At 59.3% G+C, this 18,473-nt stretch carries 15 protein-coding genes, 1 tRNA gene and 2 pseudogenes; 5 read left to right on the top strand and 13 right to left on the bottom strand.

What is annotated here, in order from left to right; translation table 11 throughout:
* Nucleotides 1-3: 3 nt before the first annotated feature.
* The 7 genes from rnc to rpoZ form a co-directional block, all read right to left on the bottom strand.
* Complete coding sequence (gene rnc / locus WGT02_RS07625; protein WP_024313691.1) at nt 4-723, bottom strand: ribonuclease III; 720 nt, start codon at nt 721-723, stop codon at nt 4-6.
* Complete coding sequence (gene lepB / locus WGT02_RS07620) at nt 720-1,463, bottom strand: signal peptidase I (protein WP_208248475.1); 744 nt, start codon at nt 1,461-1,463, stop codon at nt 720-722. The genes rnc and lepB overlap by 4 nt, the downstream gene beginning before the upstream one ends.
* Nucleotides 1,464-1,578: 115 nt before the next feature.
* Complete coding sequence (acpS, locus tag WGT02_RS07615; RefSeq protein WP_024313693.1) at nt 1,579-1,983, bottom strand: holo-ACP synthase; 405 nt, start codon at nt 1,981-1,983, stop codon at nt 1,579-1,581.
* Nucleotides 1,980-2,564, bottom strand: a complete 585-nt coding sequence (locus WGT02_RS07610) for a DUF2062 domain-containing protein (protein ID WP_024313694.1) — start codon at nt 2,562-2,564, stop codon at nt 1,980-1,982. The genes acpS and WGT02_RS07610 overlap by 4 nt, the downstream gene beginning before the upstream one ends.
* Nucleotides 2,565-2,706: 142 nt before the next feature.
* On the bottom strand, nt 2,707-2,856 hold the full coding sequence (locus tag WGT02_RS07605; protein WP_065814341.1) for a DUF3563 family protein: 150 nt from the start codon (nt 2,854-2,856) through the stop codon (nt 2,707-2,709).
* Nucleotides 2,857-3,040: 184 nt separating this feature from the next.
* A complete protein-coding gene (locus WGT02_RS07600; RefSeq protein WP_024313695.1) occupies nt 3,041-5,290 on the bottom strand; it encodes a bifunctional (p)ppGpp synthetase/guanosine-3',5'-bis(diphosphate) 3'-pyrophosphohydrolase in 2,250 nt (749 codons plus the stop codon).
* Between the two features lie 100 nt (nt 5,291-5,390).
* Entirely contained in the window at nt 5,391-5,795 is a 405-nt protein-coding gene (gene rpoZ, locus WGT02_RS07595; protein ID WP_016553376.1) for a DNA-directed RNA polymerase subunit omega, read from the bottom strand.
* Between the two features lie 286 nt (nt 5,796-6,081).
* Between rpoZ and WGT02_RS07590 the strand changes: the two genes are divergently transcribed.
* Nucleotides 6,082-6,663 (top strand): NYN domain-containing protein, encoded by a 582-nt coding sequence (locus WGT02_RS07590; protein ID WP_024313696.1) that lies wholly within the window; start codon nt 6,082-6,084, stop codon nt 6,661-6,663.
* Nucleotides 6,664-6,717: 54 nt separating this feature from the next.
* Here the strand turns inward: WGT02_RS07590 and smpB are convergent, their stop codons facing one another.
* Both smpB and dapA read right to left on the bottom strand, forming a co-directional pair.
* On the bottom strand, nt 6,718-7,197 hold the full coding sequence (gene smpB / locus WGT02_RS07585) for an SsrA-binding protein SmpB (protein ID WP_024313697.1): 480 nt from the start codon (nt 7,195-7,197) through the stop codon (nt 6,718-6,720).
* A gap of 104 nt (nt 7,198-7,301) precedes the next feature.
* Complete coding sequence (gene dapA, locus WGT02_RS07580) at nt 7,302-8,186, bottom strand: 4-hydroxy-tetrahydrodipicolinate synthase (protein ID WP_208248477.1); 885 nt, start codon at nt 8,184-8,186, stop codon at nt 7,302-7,304.
* A gap of 213 nt (nt 8,187-8,399) precedes the next feature.
* On the opposite strand from dapA, the gene WGT02_RS07575 reads away from it, so the two are divergent.
* A complete protein-coding gene (locus WGT02_RS07575; RefSeq protein ID WP_208248480.1) occupies nt 8,400-10,472 on the top strand; it encodes a transglycosylase SLT domain-containing protein in 2,073 nt (690 codons plus the stop codon).
* Nucleotides 10,473-10,534: 62 nt separating this feature from the next.
* Nucleotides 10,535-11,422, top strand: coding sequence for an alpha/beta fold hydrolase (locus tag WGT02_RS07570; protein ID WP_225039587.1), 888 nt, complete (start codon nt 10,535-10,537; stop codon nt 11,420-11,422).
* A gap of 96 nt (nt 11,423-11,518) precedes the next feature.
* On the opposite strand, the gene WGT02_RS07565 is transcribed toward WGT02_RS07570, so the two are convergent.
* On the bottom strand, nt 11,519-12,595 hold the full coding sequence (locus WGT02_RS07565) for a porin (RefSeq protein ID WP_208248486.1): 1,077 nt from the start codon (nt 12,593-12,595) through the stop codon (nt 11,519-11,521).
* Between the two features lie 697 nt (nt 12,596-13,292).
* Between WGT02_RS07565 and WGT02_RS07560 the strand changes: the two are divergent.
* Together WGT02_RS07560 and WGT02_RS07555 are read left to right on the top strand one after the other, a co-directional pair.
* Nucleotides 13,293-14,324: pseudogene (locus WGT02_RS07560) on the top strand (IS110 family transposase).
* A 313-nt stretch (nt 14,325-14,637) separates the two neighbouring features.
* Nucleotides 14,638-15,807: pseudogene (locus WGT02_RS07555) on the top strand (integrase core domain-containing protein).
* A 44-nt stretch (nt 15,808-15,851) separates the two neighbouring features.
* Here the strand turns inward: WGT02_RS07555 and WGT02_RS07550 are convergent.
* The 3 genes from WGT02_RS07550 to WGT02_RS07540 all read right to left on the bottom strand — a co-directional run bounded on the left by WGT02_RS07550 (nt 15,852) and on the right by WGT02_RS07540 (nt 18,435).
* A tRNA-Ser gene (locus tag WGT02_RS07550) sits at nt 15,852-15,942 on the bottom strand.
* Between the two features lie 75 nt (nt 15,943-16,017).
* Complete coding sequence (locus WGT02_RS07545; protein ID WP_024313705.1) at nt 16,018-17,235, bottom strand: NAD(P)/FAD-dependent oxidoreductase; 1,218 nt, start codon at nt 17,233-17,235, stop codon at nt 16,018-16,020.
* A gap of 84 nt (nt 17,236-17,319) precedes the next feature.
* Complete coding sequence (locus WGT02_RS07540; RefSeq protein WP_024313706.1) at nt 17,320-18,435, bottom strand: Gfo/Idh/MocA family protein; 1,116 nt, start codon at nt 18,433-18,435, stop codon at nt 17,320-17,322.
* Nucleotides 18,436-18,473: the final 38 nt, after the last annotated feature.

The following is an 18,473-nucleotide window of genomic DNA, read 5'->3' as shown; positions in this document are numbered from 1 at the left end:
CCGTCAGTTTCCGGCAGAGGATTTCTGCCAAATGCCTTCGCGTTCCAGCATTCGTGTGGCTGCGACCTGCTCGGCAGCCCGCTTTGAGCGCTCAATGCCCGTTTCGGGCTGAACACCGGCGACCTCCACCGTCACCGTGAAGCGCGGATCATGATCCGGTCCGGTGCGTTCTTCAACCCGGTAGATCGGCGTGATGCCGAATTTGGCATGTGACCATTCCTGTAACTCGGTCTTCGCGTCGCGCCTCGCGCCGTCGGCGCGTGCTGCCCGCTTCTCCCAGAATTTCAGGATAAACCGGCGGGCAACTTCCAGACCGCCGTCGAGGTAGATCGCGGCGATGAGGCTTTCGACCACATCAGCGCGCACATTCATCATGCGCTTGCCAGTCAGCTTCTTGACGTCGGCGCCGGTGCGAATGAAGAGGTGCAGGCCGAGCTCATCGGCGACTTCCGCACAGGTATCGGCGCTGACGAGCTGATTGAGACGCACCGAAAGTTCGCCCTCTGTCGCCGCGCCGAACGTGCGGAAGAGCAGTTCCGCGACGCAGAGGCCAAGCACCCTGTCGCCAAGAAACTCCAGCCGCTCGTAGTTGCCGCCTTTTTGCGTGCGGGCACTGGCATGCGTCAACGCCCGATCCAGCCGCTCTTTCTCGGCGAACTCGTGACCGATCAGGGCTTCAAGCCTTGTCCGATCCGCCGCCGAGAGCGTCTGCGCCTTACTCATTCAACGCCCTTGAAAAGACGATCCCAACGCATGTTCGTCGGCCACTTCCAGATCTCGCGGAACGAGGTGTCGTTGCCGAGTGAGAAGAAGATGACGCTGGCGCGGCCGACCAGGTTCTCCGCAGGCACGAAGCCGACATCGAAGCGGCTGTCGAGCGAATTGTCGCGATTATCGCCCATCATGAAGTAGTGACCTTCGGGAACGATGAACTCGCGCGTGTTGTCGCCACGGGAAACCGGGGACTGGTCCAGTGTATCGTAGCTGACGCCGCTATCCAGGGTCTCGCGGAAAACCGGCACGTCCTGGCCCGGATCCTGCGCGTAGTCGGAATTGAACGTGCCATCCGGCACTTTCGGAACCGGCTTGCCGTTCACGTAGAGAACGCCTTCCGTGACCTGAATGTGGTCGCCGGAAAGACCGACCAGCCGCTTGATGTAATCGACATCGGGATTCGGCGGGAAACGGAAGACAACGATGTCACCGCGCTTCGGCTCACTCGCGAAGATACGGCCGCTGAACAGGTTCGGCGAGAAAGGCAGCGAGTACTTCGAATAGCCATAGGCGAACTTGTTGACGAAGATGTAGTCGCCCACAAGCAAAGTCGGCATCATCGAGCCGGAGGGAATGGTGAACGGCTGAAAAAACACGGTTCGGATAACCATCGCCAAAATCAGCGCCTGGGCGATGACCTTGATGTTTTCCCAAAGGGCGTTCGGCTTGGTTTCGACTTTTTCGGACACGCAGTCTTATTCCTTCAATGCACCGTCAAGGGCGCAACTCTTGTTTGCTTCTCTCTAGCGGCTTCGGCCGATTGCGGCAATGGCGCCAACATTAAAAGCGACTCTACGTCGCTGATCAGGCACTTTCCGGGATGGCCTCTATGATGACGAAGGCTTGGGCCAAGGGGTAATCATCGGTTATCGTCAAATGAATGGCAGCCCTGTGGCCCGCCGGCAGCATCGACTGCAGCATCTCGGCCGCCCCGCCCGTCAGCTTCATCGTCGGCTTGCCACTCGGCAGGTTCACGACGCCGAGATCCTTCCAGAAAACACCTTGCGCCATGCCTGTCCCAAGGGCCTTGGAGCAGGCCTCCTTGGCCGCAAAGCGTTTGGCATAGGAGGCCGCACGGTTGGCACGCCGGTCGGACTTCGCCCGCTCGACCTCGGTGAAGCAGCGATTGGTGAAGCGCTCGCCAAAGCGTTCGAGGGATTTCTCGACACGCCTGATGTCGATGAGATCGCTGCCGATGCCGATAATCATACGGTTTCCTGTACTGCGTCTAGCAGCCGCATGCGGGCACGCTCCATCAGACGCTCGCGGCGGCGCGTCTGGAAGCCCTTCACGGCGTAGAAGGTTCCGAAGTAGACGATGACGGAAGTCAGAAGCGCCGGCGGGATGGAGCCGATAAGCATCGGCTCGAGAACGGGGCGCCAGAGTTCGGAGAAATGCAACTCATGGAATAAAGCACCAAGATCGATCGCGTGCCCCTGCATCGTATCCTGACGAGCGAGCAGCAGGTGACCGATCTCCCAGGTCGCCCCCCAGATAAAGGGATAGGTCAGCGGATTGCCAAAAGCCGCGCAACCAAGCGCGGCGGCGACCATATTGCCGGAGAAGAGATAGCTGAGCACGAAGGCCATAACGAAATGAACGCCGATAAAGGGCGTCCAGGACACAAAAATCCCTGCGGCCACGCCCATGGCGACGGCGTGCGGCGACGCCGTCAAGCGCAGAACACGCATCGTGAAATAGCGGAGCGGCCGCAAGAATCCCTTGCGAGGCCAAAGCACCTCACGCACTTTCTCACGAAATCCAGCAGGTTTTCGACGTCGGAACAACATGGCGCGTATGTAGTGCAACCCGCACCGGCGTGACAAGAGCGTCAAACCATCTCAGTCACTATTTGCTTGCTGCAGTCTGCAACACTCACCAGGGGCGTGATATGCAATACGCCCCTTCTATTCTTCAAGTATAGATCCGATATTAGCGAATGCGGAACAGACCGCGATCAACCTGACGCTGACGATATTCAAGATCGATACGGTCAAACGAGCCGTTCAGGTAAGCCATTTCGCGTTCTTCAGCAGTCGGTGCGCGCAGTGCGCGGGCGATCTTCTTGATCGGTGTAAACATTTCTTTGCCTCATCTTCTGTTCGTTTCCTGATGACTGGAAGATAGGCGCTCACGGCAGCAATTACCAACGCTCTATCATAAGCGCAGCCATGCGCAGCACGCATATCTAGCCTTATATCAGTGCGATTTTCGTCACGAAACGATCACAAAATGTGCAGATGGCTCGCCAACCGGCTCTGTCGGCCTACTCGTAGAGCCGGCGGACCGTCGCGACGCATTCCAGATCCTTCATTTGAGCAAGCAGCTGATTCAACTGCCGAAGGTCCCACACCTCAACATCAAGCGTCATTTCGGTGAAGTCGGTTGCGACGCGCACCGTATTGAACACGCGGATATTGACGTCGACACCTGCAACGGTCTGTGCGAGTTTTGCCAACGTACCGGGCTCGTTCAAGGCATTGACCATGATCCGCGCCATGAATCGCGACTTGTTGGCCTCATCGAGATCCCAGCGAACATCGATCCATCGGTCCGGCTGATCATCGAAACGCTGCAGCGTCGGCGACTGGATCGGGTAGATCGTAATGCCGTTGCCCTTCTCCGTCGTATTCATGATCCCGACGATGCGGTCACCGGGGACGGCGCCTGTCGGCGCAAACTGCACATCGACATTGCTCGAAATGCCGCGGATGGGCATCGTATCCATACCGATATCGGCTTTGAGGTCTGCGGCCGCGCCGTCGACACCCGACTTCGCCTTGCCCGGTATCTTGAAGATCATGCCGGAGGCACTGCGAACATTGAACCAACCGTCGTCACCGCTCGGCTTGGCCGTCACGCGTTCTTCCAGATGGTCCGGATAAACGGCGCGCAACACATCGAGCGACGACATTTCGCCACGACCGACAGCGGCGATGGCGTCTTCGACATCCTTCTGCCCTAGCCGATGGAGCGCGGGCTTCATCGCTTCGCGCGAGAAGATCTTGCCGGCCCGCTCGAAGGTGCGCTCCAGAATGCGATGGCCGAGGCCGGCATATTGCTTGCGGATGGCCAATCGGGTGGCGCGGCGGATCGCGGCCCTCGCCTTGCCCGTCACGACAATCTCTTCCCAGGCCGCAGGCGGCACCTGCACGCCGGAGCGAATGATCTCGACCTCATCGCCATTTGCCAGCCGGGTCACGAGCGGCATGATACGACCGTTGATCTTGGCACCGACTGTCGTGTCGCCGATATTGGTGTGAACCGCATAGGCAAAGTCGATCGGGGTCGCGCCTCGCGGAAGCGCGATCAGTTTGCCCTTGGGCGTGAAGCAGAAGACCTGATCCTGGAACAGCTCGAGCTTTGTATGCTCCAGGAATTCCTCCGGGCTGTCTCCTTCGGCAAGCGCCTCGATCGTGTGTCGCAGCCATGAATAGGCGTTGGACTCACGCGACAGGATATCGTTGTCAGAGGTCGAAGCGGCATCCTTATAGAGCGTGTGGGCGGCGATACCGAACTCAGCGATCTCGTGCATCCGCTTGGTGCGGATCTGAAGCTCGATGCGCTGGCTGGACGGGCCGACGATCGTCGTGTGCAGCGAACGGTAGTCATTCTGCTTCGGCGTCGAGATATAGTCCTTGAAGCGCCCGGGAACCACGCGCCAGCGGGTGTGAACGATACCGAGAGCCCGGTAGCAAGCCGGAATATCATCGACGATGATGCGGAAGCCGTAGACGTCTGAAAGCTGCTCGAAGGACAGCGACTTCGACTGCATCTTGCGGAACACGGAGTAAGGCTTCTTCTGGCGTCCCTTGACGATCGCGCTATTCAGCCCGTTCGCAACGAGCAGATCGCCCAATTCGGTCTCGATCTTCTTGACCAGACCTTCGTTGCGCTTCGAAAGCTCCTCGAGCCGCCCGGTGACGGTCTCGTAGGCCTCCGGGTTGATGTGGCGGAAGGAGAGGTCTTCCAGCTCCTCGCGCATGTCCTGCATGCCCATGCGTCCGGCAAGCGGCGCATAAATATCCATGGTCTCCTCGGAAATGCGCGCACGCTTTTCCGGTGACATGTGATCCAGCGTTCGCATGTTGTGCAGACGGTCTGCAAGCTTGACGAGCAGCACACGCACGTCGTCTGAGATGGCGAGCAGCAATTTGCGCAGGTTTTCGGCCTGCTTGGCCTTCTTGGTGACGAGATCGAGCTTCTTGATCTTCGTCAGTCCCTCAACCAGCCGACCGATGTCCTCGCCGAAGAGTTCATCGATCTCGGCGCGCGTCGCCGTCGTGTCCTCAATGGTGTCGTGAAGCAGCGCGACGGCGATCGTCGACTCGTCGAGGTGCATGTCGGTCAGGATCGCGGCAACTTCCAGCGGATGCGAGATGTAGGGATCGCCGCTGGCACGCTTTTGTTGTCCATGCTTTTGCATCGCATAGACATAGGCTTTGTTCAGCAGGGCTTCGTTGGCGTCGGGCTTATATTTCTGAACCCGCTCCACGAGCTCGTACTGCCGCATCATCCCGAAACCACTCCATTAAAAAAGAAAAGCGCGCCAATCACGGATTGGCGCACATGATATGCAATAATATGCCGAAGCAATAACGGCGCAAGGTTGACGATTAGTAATCGTCGCTCTTTTCCGGCGGCACGAGGCCTTCGATGCCAGCCAGAAGCTCTTCTTCCGACATCTGGTCGAAGGTGATCGTTTCGGGAAGATCCTCTTGCTCTTCGCTATCAGCCGCAGCGACGCCGCCAGCTGCAATGAGGCTCGCCGGATCGGGCTCGGGCTCGTCGATTTCGACGTGCTTCTGCAGCGAGTGGATCAAATCTTCCTTGAGATCGTCCGGAGAAAGCGTCTCGTCGGCGATCTCGCGAAGAGCCACAACCGGGTTCTTGTCGTTGTCACGATCGATGGTGATCGAGGCGCCCTGGGAAATCAGCCGGGCACGGTGGCTGGCAAGCAGAACCAGCTCGAAGCGGTTCTCAACTTTATCAATGCAGTCTTCTACGGTGACACGGGCCATTGCCTGTCCTTTACGGTCGTGATCTCGGGGTTAACACGCCCGATACAATTAAAACCGGACAAATTCAAGTTTTCATTGCGCGAAGCCCCAACCGGCGAAGACGGCGAATTTTGGAACGGAAAGCGGATTTCCACCAAAAGTTGCTTGGAATATCGCGAATCGTGCCCTAAATCTTTCTTATATGAATAGTTCATAAAGTAAGAATTGTTCCAAGCGACCGCATAACCCATTGTTTTCTTGGATTTTGACGGAAGCATCAAGATTGCTCACATTGGATTGGTACGCGATGTTTGATCCACGCGAAAAAATTGCTCTTTTTATCGATGGCGCCAATCTCTACGCTGCGTCCAAAAGTCTTGGTTTCGATATCGACTACCGCAAGCTGTTGAAGGCGTTTCAGAAACGCGGCTATCTCTTGCGCGCCTACTACTACACGGCGCTGATCGAAGATCAGGAGTACTCTTCCATTCGCCCGCTGATCGATTGGCTGGACTACAACGGCTACAAGGTCGTGACGAAGCCGGCGAAGGAATTCACGGATTCGATGGGCCGCCGAAAGATCAAGGGCAACATGGACATCGAGCTTGCGATCGACGCCATGGAGCAATCGGAAACCGTCGACCATCTCGTCATATTCTCCGGCGACGGAGACTTCACGACGCTTGTGGAGGCACTCCAGCGCAAGGGCCGAAAGGTCTCGGTCATCTCAACGATGGCAACGCAACCTCCGATGATTGCCGACGACCTGCGTCGCCAGGCCGATCATTTCATAGACCTTCTGTCCTTGAAGAGCGAAATCGGGCGGGATCCCTCGGAGCGACCACCGCGGCCGACCGAAACCGCGACGCCCACCGATCTGGAAGCTTAAGCCGATCAATGGAGTGCCATTACGTCCCGGTAGAAATGCCGGCCCGGATGTTGACTAGCCGTTGTCCTTGAGAAGACGGCTTTTCTGCCTATTCCAATCGCGCTCCTTCTCCGACTCGCGCTTGTCGTGCAGCTTCTTACCCTTGGCGAGCGCCAGTTCTATCTTTGCGCGACCGCGATCGTTGAAATAGATCTTCAACGGGACCAAGGTCATCCCTTCGCGATTGATCCCCGCCCGCAGGCGATTGATCTCGCGCCCCGAGAGGAGGAGCTTGCGGCGCCGGCGCGGCTCATGGTTGAAGCGGTTTGCCTGCAGATATTCGGGCAAGTAGGAGTTGATCAGCCAGATCTCGCCATCCTCATCAGAGGCATAGGATTCCGCGATATTGGCCTTACCCTCGCGCAGCGACTTGACCTCGGTGCCCTTGAGCACCAATCCGGCTTCGTAGGTATCGATGATCTCATAGTTGAAGCGCGCCTTGCGGTTTTCCGCAACGATCTTCTTGACCACGCGCTCGCTGCCTTTGGGGGCCATGACACACATTCCAAATACTTGAGGGCGCGACTGCCGCGCCCTTTTCTCTTGCCTTCTATGTAAGGGAACATCGCCCGCCTGTGAAGGCAGGCTCGTGGCGTGTCCTAGTTCAGCAAGCCGGCATGGCGCATCGCGGCATCGATTGCCGTTTCCGTGGCAGGTTCCAGTGTCGAAACCAGCGGCGAACGGCAGTTGCGGCTCATCCGCCCGAGCTTTGCCAGGCCATACTTTGCCCCGCAGAGACCGGGCTCCAGGAAGATTGCCTTGTGCAGCGGCATCAGGCGATCCTGATATTCCAACGCTTTCGCGTAGTCACCGGCAAGTGTCGCAGCCTGGAACTCCGCGCAAAGCCGCGGCGCCACGTTGGCCGTCACCGAGACGCAGCCGACACCACCATGGGCATTGAAGCCGAGCGCGGTCGCATCCTCGCCAGACAGCTGCCTGAACTCCTTGCCGCAAGTCAGGCGCTGCTCGGACACGCGCTCGATCTTGCCGGTTGCATCCTTGACGCCCACAATGTTCGAGTGGGCCTTGGCAAGCGCTCCCATCGTTTCCGGCGTCATGTCGATCACCGAGCGGCCAGGGATGTTGTAGATATAGATCGGCAGCTTTACGGCATCGGCGATTGCCGAAAAATGCGCGATCAATCCCTTCTGCGTCGGCTTGTTGTAGTAGGGCGTGACGACAAGGATGGCATCCGCCCCGGCCTTCGCGGCGTGCTGAGCAAGTTCGATCGCTTCACGCGTATTGTTCGAACCGGCGCCGGCCATCACGGGTGCGCGCTTGGCTGCGGCTTCGATGCAGAGTTCCACCACCCGTTTGTGCTCGGCATGCGACAGCGTCGGAGATTCGCCGGTCGTACCGACCGGAACGAGACCGCTGCTGCCTTCCTTGATCTGCCAGTCGACATGGGCCGCGAACGAGGCCTCATCCACTTGTCCAGCATCAGTGAAGGGAGTGACGAGAGCGGGAATGGATCCCTGAAACATGCAGAACTCCTCATGGCCGAATTCACGCTTCGGCCGCATTCCTTGAATATTGGTGGGGCACCATAGTGCGGCGAAATCGCCGCGACAAGCGCGCATGGATCGGTTTAGGGCAAATTCCGCTAGCAAATGTGAACGAAGTTTACTGACTTTGGTAAGCTTTCGTTAAGATGGCTCCCGCCAAATGGACGGGCGTGTTTTCGTTGTGAGTGTCCCATGAAGAAAGCAGTCCTGATCCTGTCCGCCCTCGGCTTTACCGCCGCTGCGTGGAGCAGCGCCGCGTCTTCGCTTCCGAACGAGGACACCCCGGTTCCCGATGTAAAGCCGATCGGTTTTGTGCCGCAGACGACAATGCCGGAATCGATCGTCACCGGCTCGATTCCGCGCGGGCAGGCAATTGCACCCCTCAACAGCGATTTGAAGTCCGGCCTGGATGCGCTTTCGGACAACGATCCCCTGCAGGCGCTTTCCATCCGCGACCGGATGGGACGCGGGACACTGGACCGGCACATTCTGACATGGGCGATTGCTGTCTCCGGGCAGAAGGGCATTCCCTCGACGGAGATTGCGGCAGCGGCGCAGGAATTGCAGGGATGGCCAGGGCTCGCGAAACTACGGGCTTACTCCGAACGCGCTCTTTACGATGAAAACCCTGGCCCGACCGCGGTCTTGGCGGCCTTCGGGCAGACAGGGCCGGAGACGACTTCGGGCGCGATAATCCTTTCCCGTGCACTCGTCGCGACCGGCAAGCAGAGCCAGGCCGCGAAATACATTCGCAAGGTCTGGTGTGGCGAGACGCTGGATAAGCCGACCGAAGACAAGATTCTGGCGGAGTTTTCCCGTCTGCTCACACCGGCCGATCACAAGGCGCGAATGGACTACCTGATGTATCGCAATCACGCGGTGCAGGCCAAGCGCTTTGGCGACATGGGTCAGGCCCAGTCGCTCTACAAGGCCTGGGCTGCCGTGATGAGCAAGGCGTCCAATGCCGGCGCACTTCTTGCCACAGTCGATGGCAAGTGGAAGGGCGATGCCGGCTACCTCTTTGCACGCATTGAATACCTCCGAAAACAGGACAAATATGCGGATGCCGCCAAGCTGCTGCAGCAGGCGCCTCGCAATCGGGACGAACTGGTCAATGCAGGCGAGTGGTGGAACGAGCAGCGGATCGTCAGCCGAGGCCTGGTCGACCAGGGAGATTTCAAGGCCGCCTACAGGATCGTTGCCAGCTATGCCGCAGCGACGCCGACCGACATCGTCGAGGCCGAGTTCCACGCGGGCTGGTATGCCCTGCGCGGCCTGCAGGATCCGGCAGCGGCGCAGGCGCATTTCCGCAAGATTCTCGACTTTTCCAATGGACCGATTTCCGTATCGCGCGCCTGGTACTGGATGGGACGATCTGCCGAGGCCGGCGGACCTGGAAAGGCGTCCGAATTCTACGCGAAGGCCGCCAGCTATCCGACGACCTTCTATGGGCAGCTCGCCAGCGACAAGCTTGGCCGCAAGACATTGAATGTGAGCTATCCATCGCCGACCCAGGCCGACCGCCAGCGCTATCTGTCGCGTGAAGCGGTACAGGCCATTGCCCGTCTCGATGCAGCCGGCCATGGCTGGCGGGCCAAGGGCCTGTACCTGGCGCTCGCCGAGCAACTGCAGAGCCCCGGCGAACTTGCGGTTTTAAGTGCGCAGGCGGAGCGTTCAGACGACCACCATCTGTCGCTGCAGGTCGGCAAGATAGCCTACTCCCGCGGCGTCGACGTCGCGGCGCTGGCGTTTCCGCTTGGTGTTATTCCGACGAATGCCAACATCTCCGGCTCCGGCAAGGCACTTGCTTACGCGATTGCCCGCCAGGAAAGTGCTTTCAATCCGGCCGCCGTTTCAGCTGCAGATGCCCGCGGGCTGCTGCAAATCTTGCCGGGAACGGCAAAGGCCGTCGCCAAGCGCCACAACATTGCCTATTCCAAGGACCGGCTGACGGCAGACGCCGGCTACAATGCGACGCTCGGGGCGCATTATCTCGGCGAACAGATCGACGCTTTCGGCGGCTCCTACATCATGACCTTCATTGCCTACAATGCGGGTCCGAAGCGAGTACCAGAGTGGATCGGTCGCTATGGCGATCCACGCGGACAGTCGATCGATGCCATCGTCGACTGGATCGAGCGGATCCCCTTCCCCGAAACGCGCAATTATGTGCAGCGCGTGATGGAGAACTACGAAGTCTACAAGGCCCGGCTTGGCCAGCCGAGCGACATCGTCCGCGACCTGACCGACGGCCGCTCCTCCTGATCGCGATTTGCGAATATTGCCGGCCTCGCTAATCTGTCCTCTGCACAACGAGGACGATGAGCGTGGACACGGCAAGAGATGATCGATTCCGGGCGATAACCTACCTCACTGAGGATGGACTCACTTTATATGCGCGAGACTATGGTGGTCCCGAGCGTGCGAACCGGCTGCCGGTCATCTGCCTGCCGGGATTGACGCGGAATTCGCGCGACTTTCACCAGCTGGCACTGTTGCTGTCGACCGAGCCGGCGACGCCGAGACGTGTCATCACCCTCGATTCTCGCGGACGCGGCCACTCCGACTGGGATGCCGACAAGGCCAACTACACTCTCGGCGTCGAAACGCGGGATGTCATCTCGGCCTGCCAGCATTTCGCAATTGATCGCGCCATCTTCATCGGCACGTCGCGCGGTGGGCTGATTCTTCATCTGCTGGCGCAAATGAGGCCGGACTTGATCGCCGGTGCCATTCTCAACGACATTGGGCCGAAGATTGAGGCGGAAGGCCTGAAGCGGATTCGCGATTATCTCAATTCCGCCGCGCCGCCGCGCGACTGGCCGGAAGCGGTCGCGTTCCTCAAGGCCTGCCATGGCCGGTATTTCCCAGCCCTTGATGAGCATGACTGGCAGGAGATGGCGACGGCGATCTATCGCGACGTCGATGGCATGCCCGTCGCCGATTTCGATCCCGCCATTGCCGCCCAGGTGCAGATGATTGATTTCGACCAGCCGCTACCCGATCTCTGGCCGTATTACGATGGATTGGCTGCAGAACCACTGATGGTCGTCAGAGGAGAGCATTCCGATCTTCTCTCGGACAAGACGGTTGCGGAGATGAAAGCTCGGTATCCATCACTCGTGATAGTGGAGGCTCCTGGGCAGGGACACGCACCGCTGCTGCATCTGGAGCCAGTGTTCCAGCGTATCAGGCGCTTCCCTGCGGAAGCGTAGGGCCTGCTCCAAGGAAGCCCGCTCGTGCAATGTCCCGCAAACAAAAAAGCCCGGCTCGAAAGCCGGGCTCCCCTGATTGACCAAAGTCAGATCAGATTAGAATGCACGCTGCAGGCGGAAGTAGCCGGTCGTGACGTCGTCGAGGTTGTCACCGTCGAGGTACTGAACCGAAGCCTTGGCGTAGAAGTTTTCTACGATCTGGTAGTCAACCGTCAGGCCGACCTTCCAAGCGTCGTCGCTGGTGAAGTCGGTCGTGTTCGTCACGCCGCCACCGCCGTAGCTGCCATTGCGGTAGTTGTCGAACCACTGAACGCCGGGGGTGATCTTCAGCTTGTCGGTCGCCTGGATGGCGTACTCAGCTGCGATCGTCCATTCGGATTCTTCGTAGTAGGCGTTCGGGCCAGATGCCCAAGCCGCTGCGAGGCCAAGCGTGCCCGGACCAATAGCAACCGTACCCATGGCGCGGATCGCGCCATCTTCGGTGTCGGTGTCATAGCCACCGATGACCTGGTAGCTGAAGGCACCAGCCTTGCCACCGATACCGAGAGCGATACCAACGTTGTTGGCGGTCTCGCCCTCACCGAACGAACCGTCAACGTTCGCAACATTGCGAGTGCCGTGGATGCTGTCTTCCAGTTCGTCAACCGAGATGCCGGCGTAGAAGTCGCCGCTCTCATACTGATAGCGGATCGAGTTATGCAGCGTCGAGCCGCTTGCCAGAACGTCGGTTTCGCCAGACAAACCATCATCCCACCAGCTGTAGAACAGACCAGCGCGGAAGCCAGCGATGTCGAGGTAAGCCGAGTCGAGGATCGTTTCCTGGAAGGTAGCGTTATCGGCATTGGCCTGCAGAACGATCACGCCAGTGAGCGGACCATACTCGGTGTCGCTCTTAGCCGTGAACTGAACCTGACCGCGGGTAACCGCATCCCAGTCAGACGTGCCAGGAGCGGCCTGGTCCGGTCCAACGTTAACCTGGAAACGGATGTAACCTTCGATCTTCAGGCAGGTTTCCGTGCCCGGGATGTAGAAGTAGCCGGTGCCGTAAGCGTCACAGACGCGGACGTATTCAACCGGTTCCGGCTCAGCAGCAACGATAGCGTCAGCAGCCTGAGCACCGGAAACTACTGCGAGAGCAGCAGCGGAGCCGAGAAGAAGGCTCTTGATGTTCATATTGACCTCCAATTCAAAGTTTCGATCGGGTCTGGGTTTTTCGCCGTTAGAGCAGCGTTCCCTGCCCCATCCCCATGTTTCAAGAAGTCGGACGATCAACCGCCCTCGCTTCCGAAGTTGAAAATACAAGACCGGGACTGTCACGCAATCACCAACTTGCCCGTTTGGGGTATTTGTCACAGCCTTCCCCATGCGCTGTTGCTGAAAGGTCACAAATGCGGCACGCGCCCCTGCCGTTTCTTTATACTTTGTTAAGAAACCCCTGATTCTGCGGGAATTTACCGGCATCGGGCAGCGGTGCGGGGCTGTGGATTGTGCCACATTGGAACCAGTTTCTCGCCAGATTCCCGTCTTTCATAGGAGACGCAGATGACAAGGAGTTGGCGGCGCCTCAGGCTGCAGCCTCAATCGGAGCAGAATCAGTTTCGCTGACTACGGATGATTCTCAATTCGATTCTGCTGACGCGAGATTCGGAGCGCCAAGCGCAGGGGTGGTAGGCGCCAAACGAAAGGGACAGTGCCTCGAGGGCGTGGTCATTGTCGAAACAAATTTGCCCGACCTGAGGTTTCGTACCGGAGATGGGTATTCGGCTTGCGCCCCATCTTCTGCGGTGATGCAGGGAGGTGCTGCGCTTCGAGCTGATGATAGAACGTGGTCTGTCCAAACAGCCACGAGCATCAGGAAAGGAAGCGCAGCATGAAGCACTTTATTGGCCTCGATGTCTCGGTGAAAGAGACCGCCGTTTGCATTATCGACGAATCCGGCAAGATCTGTCGTGAGGTGAAGGTTGTCAGCCACCCTGACGATCTCATTGCGGCGCTGAAGGGCCAGACCTGGAACGTCGAGCGGATCGGACTTGAAGCCGGACCTTTGTCGCAGTGGTTATTTGAGGGGCTGGCCAGGGCGGGATTGCCGGTCATCTGCATCGAGACACGCCATGTGAAGGCATTCCTGAAGGCGCAGCCCAACAAGACGGATCGCAACGATGCGCGCGGCATCGCGCAGATGATGCGCGTCAATCTGTATCGCCCAGTGCATGTGAAGACGCTGACGAGCCAGAGCGGCGGGCGCTCTTGGCGGCCCGCAAGCTGTTGCAGGAAAAGGCGATCGCCATCGAGAACGACATCCGCGGCCTTCTGCGCATTTTGGGCTGAAGGTTGGCGCCGTGGGCACGGCGAAGTTCGAAGAGCGCATTCGCGAGCTCACCGAAGGCATGCCCGATCTCGCGGCAATCATGGAGCCACTGCTTGCCGCCCGAGGGAAGCTGCGTACCGAATTTGCGCACCTCCACAGACAAGCTCTGGCGGTCGTGAAGGATGATGCCACCTGCCGGCGCCTGATGACGATCCCTGGTGTCGGCCCCGTGGTGGCGCTCGCCTATACCGCGACAATCGACATTCCGCAGCGCTTCAGAACTCCAAGGCGGTGGGATCGATCCTGGGACTAACGCCGAAGCTCCACGAGTCCGGGGAAAGCAAGCGCGTCGGCTGCATATCGCTATGCGGGGACGGCACGATGCGCACTTTGCTCTATGAGGCTGCCCAGCTGCTGACGCGCGTGAGGAAATGGTCGTGGCTGAAAGCCTGGGCGATGAAGATCGCCAAACCGCGCGGCATGGCGAAAGCGAAAGTCGCGCCCGCTCGTCGCCTAGCGGTCGTCATGCATCGCATGTGGCTCGACGGCACTGAATTCCGCTGGATGCGGGAAGCCCCCACATCAGCGAGCTGACAACAGGCCGGAAGGAGAAAGACACAAAGTTCCGCCAGCCGGCGGAAGGACGTCCTTCGCAGGACGATGGATGAGGCAAGTTCGAACCCATGTCTGTGCCGATCGCATCACGCGGTAATCACGTACCGGAGATTGAACCGCCTCAACCTCCTAACCCCATGCTGGGAGGGCGAAACGCCGATCCCGAAGAGAAGCGAGGACCTGCGGAAGATGTCATGCCCCGAAGAACCGGAGACGCTCGTAAGCGCTTGACCCCAACACGCCAAATAGAGAAGACATCGGTAACACTTTTCGCTTTTTGCGGGAGGTGTTGATGCCGTGGAAAGAGACTTCGGTGATGGAGCAACGTCTACGTTTCGTCGCCCGGCTTGAGGGCGAAGGCATGAGCGACGTGTGCCGGGAGTTCGGCATCTCGCACAAGACCGGCTACAAGATCTTCAACCGCCCGGAGGCGTTGACGGATCGCTCGGGGCGGCCAGTGCGCTATGCCAACCAGTTGCCCGCACCGGTGGAGGCGAAGATCGTCTCCTGCAAGAAGGACAAGCCGCATTGGGGGGCGCGGAAGATTCGCGAACTGCTTGTCAGGAAGCTTGCCGGCGACGTGCGTGTGCCCGCCAAAAGCACGGTGCATGCCATTCTCGACCGGCACGGACTGGTCGCTCATGCCCGCCAGCGACAGCGTTATCGGGCAGAGGGAACGGCCTTATCACAGGCCCTTTCGCCGAACGACGTGTGGTGCGCCGACTTCAAGGGCGAGTTCAAGCTCGGCGATGGTCGATACTGTTACCCATTGACGGTCACCGACCAGGTGTCACGCTACCTGCTCGCCTGCGAGGCCTTTGAATCGACAAAGGAGGTGGGTGTGTTCGAGGCGTTCCGCCGATAGTTTGCCGAACATGGCCTGCCAAGCGCGATCCGTAGCGACAACGGCCTGCCGTTCGCCAGCCCCAACGGGCTCTACAATCTGTCGAAGCTGTCGGTCTGGTGGCTGAGGCTCGGCATCGGCCTCGAGCGCATCAGGCCGGGCCATCCGCAACAGAATGGCCGGCATGAGCGCATGCACCTGACACTCAAAAGGGAGGCGACGCGCCCACCCGGCAGGAACATCCTGCAGCAACAGGCCCGCTTCGATGCATTCGTCAGCGAATTCAATACCGAACGGCCGCACGAGGCGCTGGATATGAGAGCCCCTGCAGACATCTACACAACATCAGCGCGGATCTATAACGGACTGCCCGAGATCGACTACCCGTTCCACGACAGAGATGCGCTGGTGACCAATTGCGGCCGCATCTGCATCTATCGCAAGATGATCAACATCTCGACCGTGCTGGCCGGCCAGAAACTGGGCATCAAGGAAGTCGACGACGGCATTTGGCTCGTCAGCTTCATGCACTATGATCTCGGATATATCGACCTGGAGCAGAGGACTTTGCAAACCATCGACAACCCGTTCGGCACGAGGTTGTCACCGATGTCTTAGGGACGATCTGTTACCTATGTCTCCGGGCCGGACAAGTGATGTGATGGCGGAGAGGAAGGGATTCGAACCCTCGATACGCTTTTGACGTATACTCCCTTAGCAGGGGAGCGCCTTCGACCACTCGGCCACCTCTCCGGTGGGAGCCTGATAGAGTCATTCGACAGGTGACGCAAGCGCTTTTTCGGCTTTTTCACCTGATGCTGGGGCTACTCAGTTCAACAGCTGTTTGAGATCGGCGGATGCATCGGCAATAATCGCCTTGTCGGGATTGATCCCGGCTTCCAGCATCTTCTTGCCGCTGACATAGGCCTTGGCGTCATTGATCGCATCGACGGCGATGAACGACCCGTTCTTGAAATACCAGATCGAGTGCGCGCCGTCGCGCGCTCCCGGGCGCAGGACCGTATCGTCATAGCCCATATTGAAGCCGGCGATCTGCAGCTTCACATCATACTGATCAGACCAGAACCAGGGCCTGGGATCATATGCTTCGTTGCCGCCCGCAATGATGGCGGCAACGGCCTCCGCCTGGTCGACAGCGTTCTGCACCGATTCGAGACGGATGCGCCCGCCTTGCCACGGCAGGACCGCGCAATCACCGGCAGCAAAAATCGAGGGGTCGGATGTGCGGGCAAATTCGTCCACGATGATCCCGTTGGCGACCTCGAGACCGGCCTCCTTGGCGAGCTGGTCGTTCGGGACGACGCCAATGCCGACGACCACGAAATCGACCTCGATTGTAGACCCGTCTGAGAGCTCTGCGGCGATGACCCTGCCATCATGGCCGACAAGGTGTTTTAGTCCGGTCTTCTCTCGGATGACGACATCATGCGCTTCGTGAATCACGCGCATGATGTCGGCCGTCTCCTTGGCGGCGACGCGCTGGAGGATTCGGTCGGCCATCTCGATGACCGTGACCTCGAGACCACGGTGGCGGGCGACGGCAGCTGCCTCTAGTCCGATATAGCCTCCGCCGATGATAAGGACACGACGACCCGGGCGCATTTCATCGGCCAGCAAATCGGCATCGCGCTTATCGCGCGCCACATAGACGCCTTCGAGATCTCCGCCGATCGACGCCGGCAGCGCGCGCGGCGTCGATCCGGTCGTCAGTGCCAGAGTACCGTAGTCGAGCGAAGAGCCGTCCTGCAGCAGCACCTGCTTCTTGTCGCGCACGATCTGCTCAGCCCAGGTGGAAAGCCTGATCTCGACATTGTTGTCGCCATACCAGTGTTCCGGCCGGAACAGCAGGCGATCGAACGTCATCTCGCCGAGCAGATATTTCTTCGTGAGCGGCGGCCGCTGATAGGGCAGCGCATCTTCGGCTCCGATGATGGTGATGGGTCGCATATCCTTGAGCGCGCGCAGTTTCGCGGCCAGCGCAAAGCCCGCCTGCCCCGCGCCGATGATCACCAATCTGTCCGTCACGTTCCCACTCCCAGCATCCATTCGCGCGTTCCAGCAAAGGCCTAGCCCCTACCCCCAGCGCCGTCAACCGGAAGCTGATCGACCTCAGTCGATCTCGATCCAGCGGCGCTCGTGGAACGACTGTGCCATGGCGTGAACGGACTTCTCTATCCTAAGACCGTCTTCGAATGTCACGATCGACGACGGCTCACCGGAAACTGCGCGGATCAATTCGCGGCATTCGATGATTTTCAGGTCGTTGAAGCCGAGCCCGTGGCCTGGCGCCGGAATAAAACGATCGTAGGGTTGGTGAGCCGGGCCGGCGAGTATCTTGCGGAAGCCCTGTTCGGAGCCGCGGCCTTGCGCCTGGTAGAGCTCGAATTCGTTCATGCGCTCTTGATCGTAGGCAATCGAGCCCTTCGAGCCGAAGATCTGCAGCGCGATTCGACCTTTTCGCCCCCAAGCGGCGCGGTTCGCCATCAGCACAGCAGAGATGCCCCCGCCGAGGCGCATCAGAACATTGGCCGCATCGTGATTCTCGACGTCGCGACGGCCACCCTCCCTCAGCGGTCGGCTGTCGTACGGCTTCACCATGTCCGTGATAACAGCCTCCACGTGACCGAACAGATACCAGAGCAGCGACAGCGGATGTACGGCGAAATCATCCAGAGCGCCGTAGCCGCCAGAAAGTTCGCTCTTCCAATAGAAGAAGACATGGGGATCGGCCATGAAGTCCTCGTCCATCTCGACGCGGATATGATTGACGGCACCGATCGCCCCTTCCTCGATCAGCGCCTTGATATGCCGCATCACGGGATTCTGGATGTAGTTGTAGCCGAGAACGGCAACCTTGCCCGAGGCCCGTGCCGTCTTCAGCATGCGCTCGGCATCGGCGTACGCCGGCGCCATCGGCTTCTCGCACCAGACATGCTTGCCCGCGTCGAGCGCGGCAATCGCCATCTCGGCATGGAACTGGTTCGGCGTCGTGACGGAAACGACGTCGACTTCGGGATCGGCGATCAGCGTGCGCCAATCGGCCGTCGCCTTTTCGAAACCGAATTCGGAGGCGCGCTTCCCGGCAAGCTCGGCATTGGCTTCGGCCAGATGAACCAGGCGCGGGCGCTCGACGTCACCGAAGACGGTTTTGACCGCATTCCACGCCAGGGCATGGCATTTGCCCATATAGCCGGTGCCGATCAGGCCGATTCCCAGTGCTTTCATCATATCTCCTCCAGATGCCGAGTGGTTTTTGGAATATT

Origin of the sequence: Rhizobium sp. T1470, assembly GCF_042140505.1 — a bacterium.
Lineage (GTDB): Bacteria > Pseudomonadota > Alphaproteobacteria > Rhizobiales > Rhizobiaceae > Rhizobium > Rhizobium favelukesii.
Note: the sequence above shows the minus strand (reverse complement) of the source record. Positions and strands in the feature narration are given on the sequence as shown.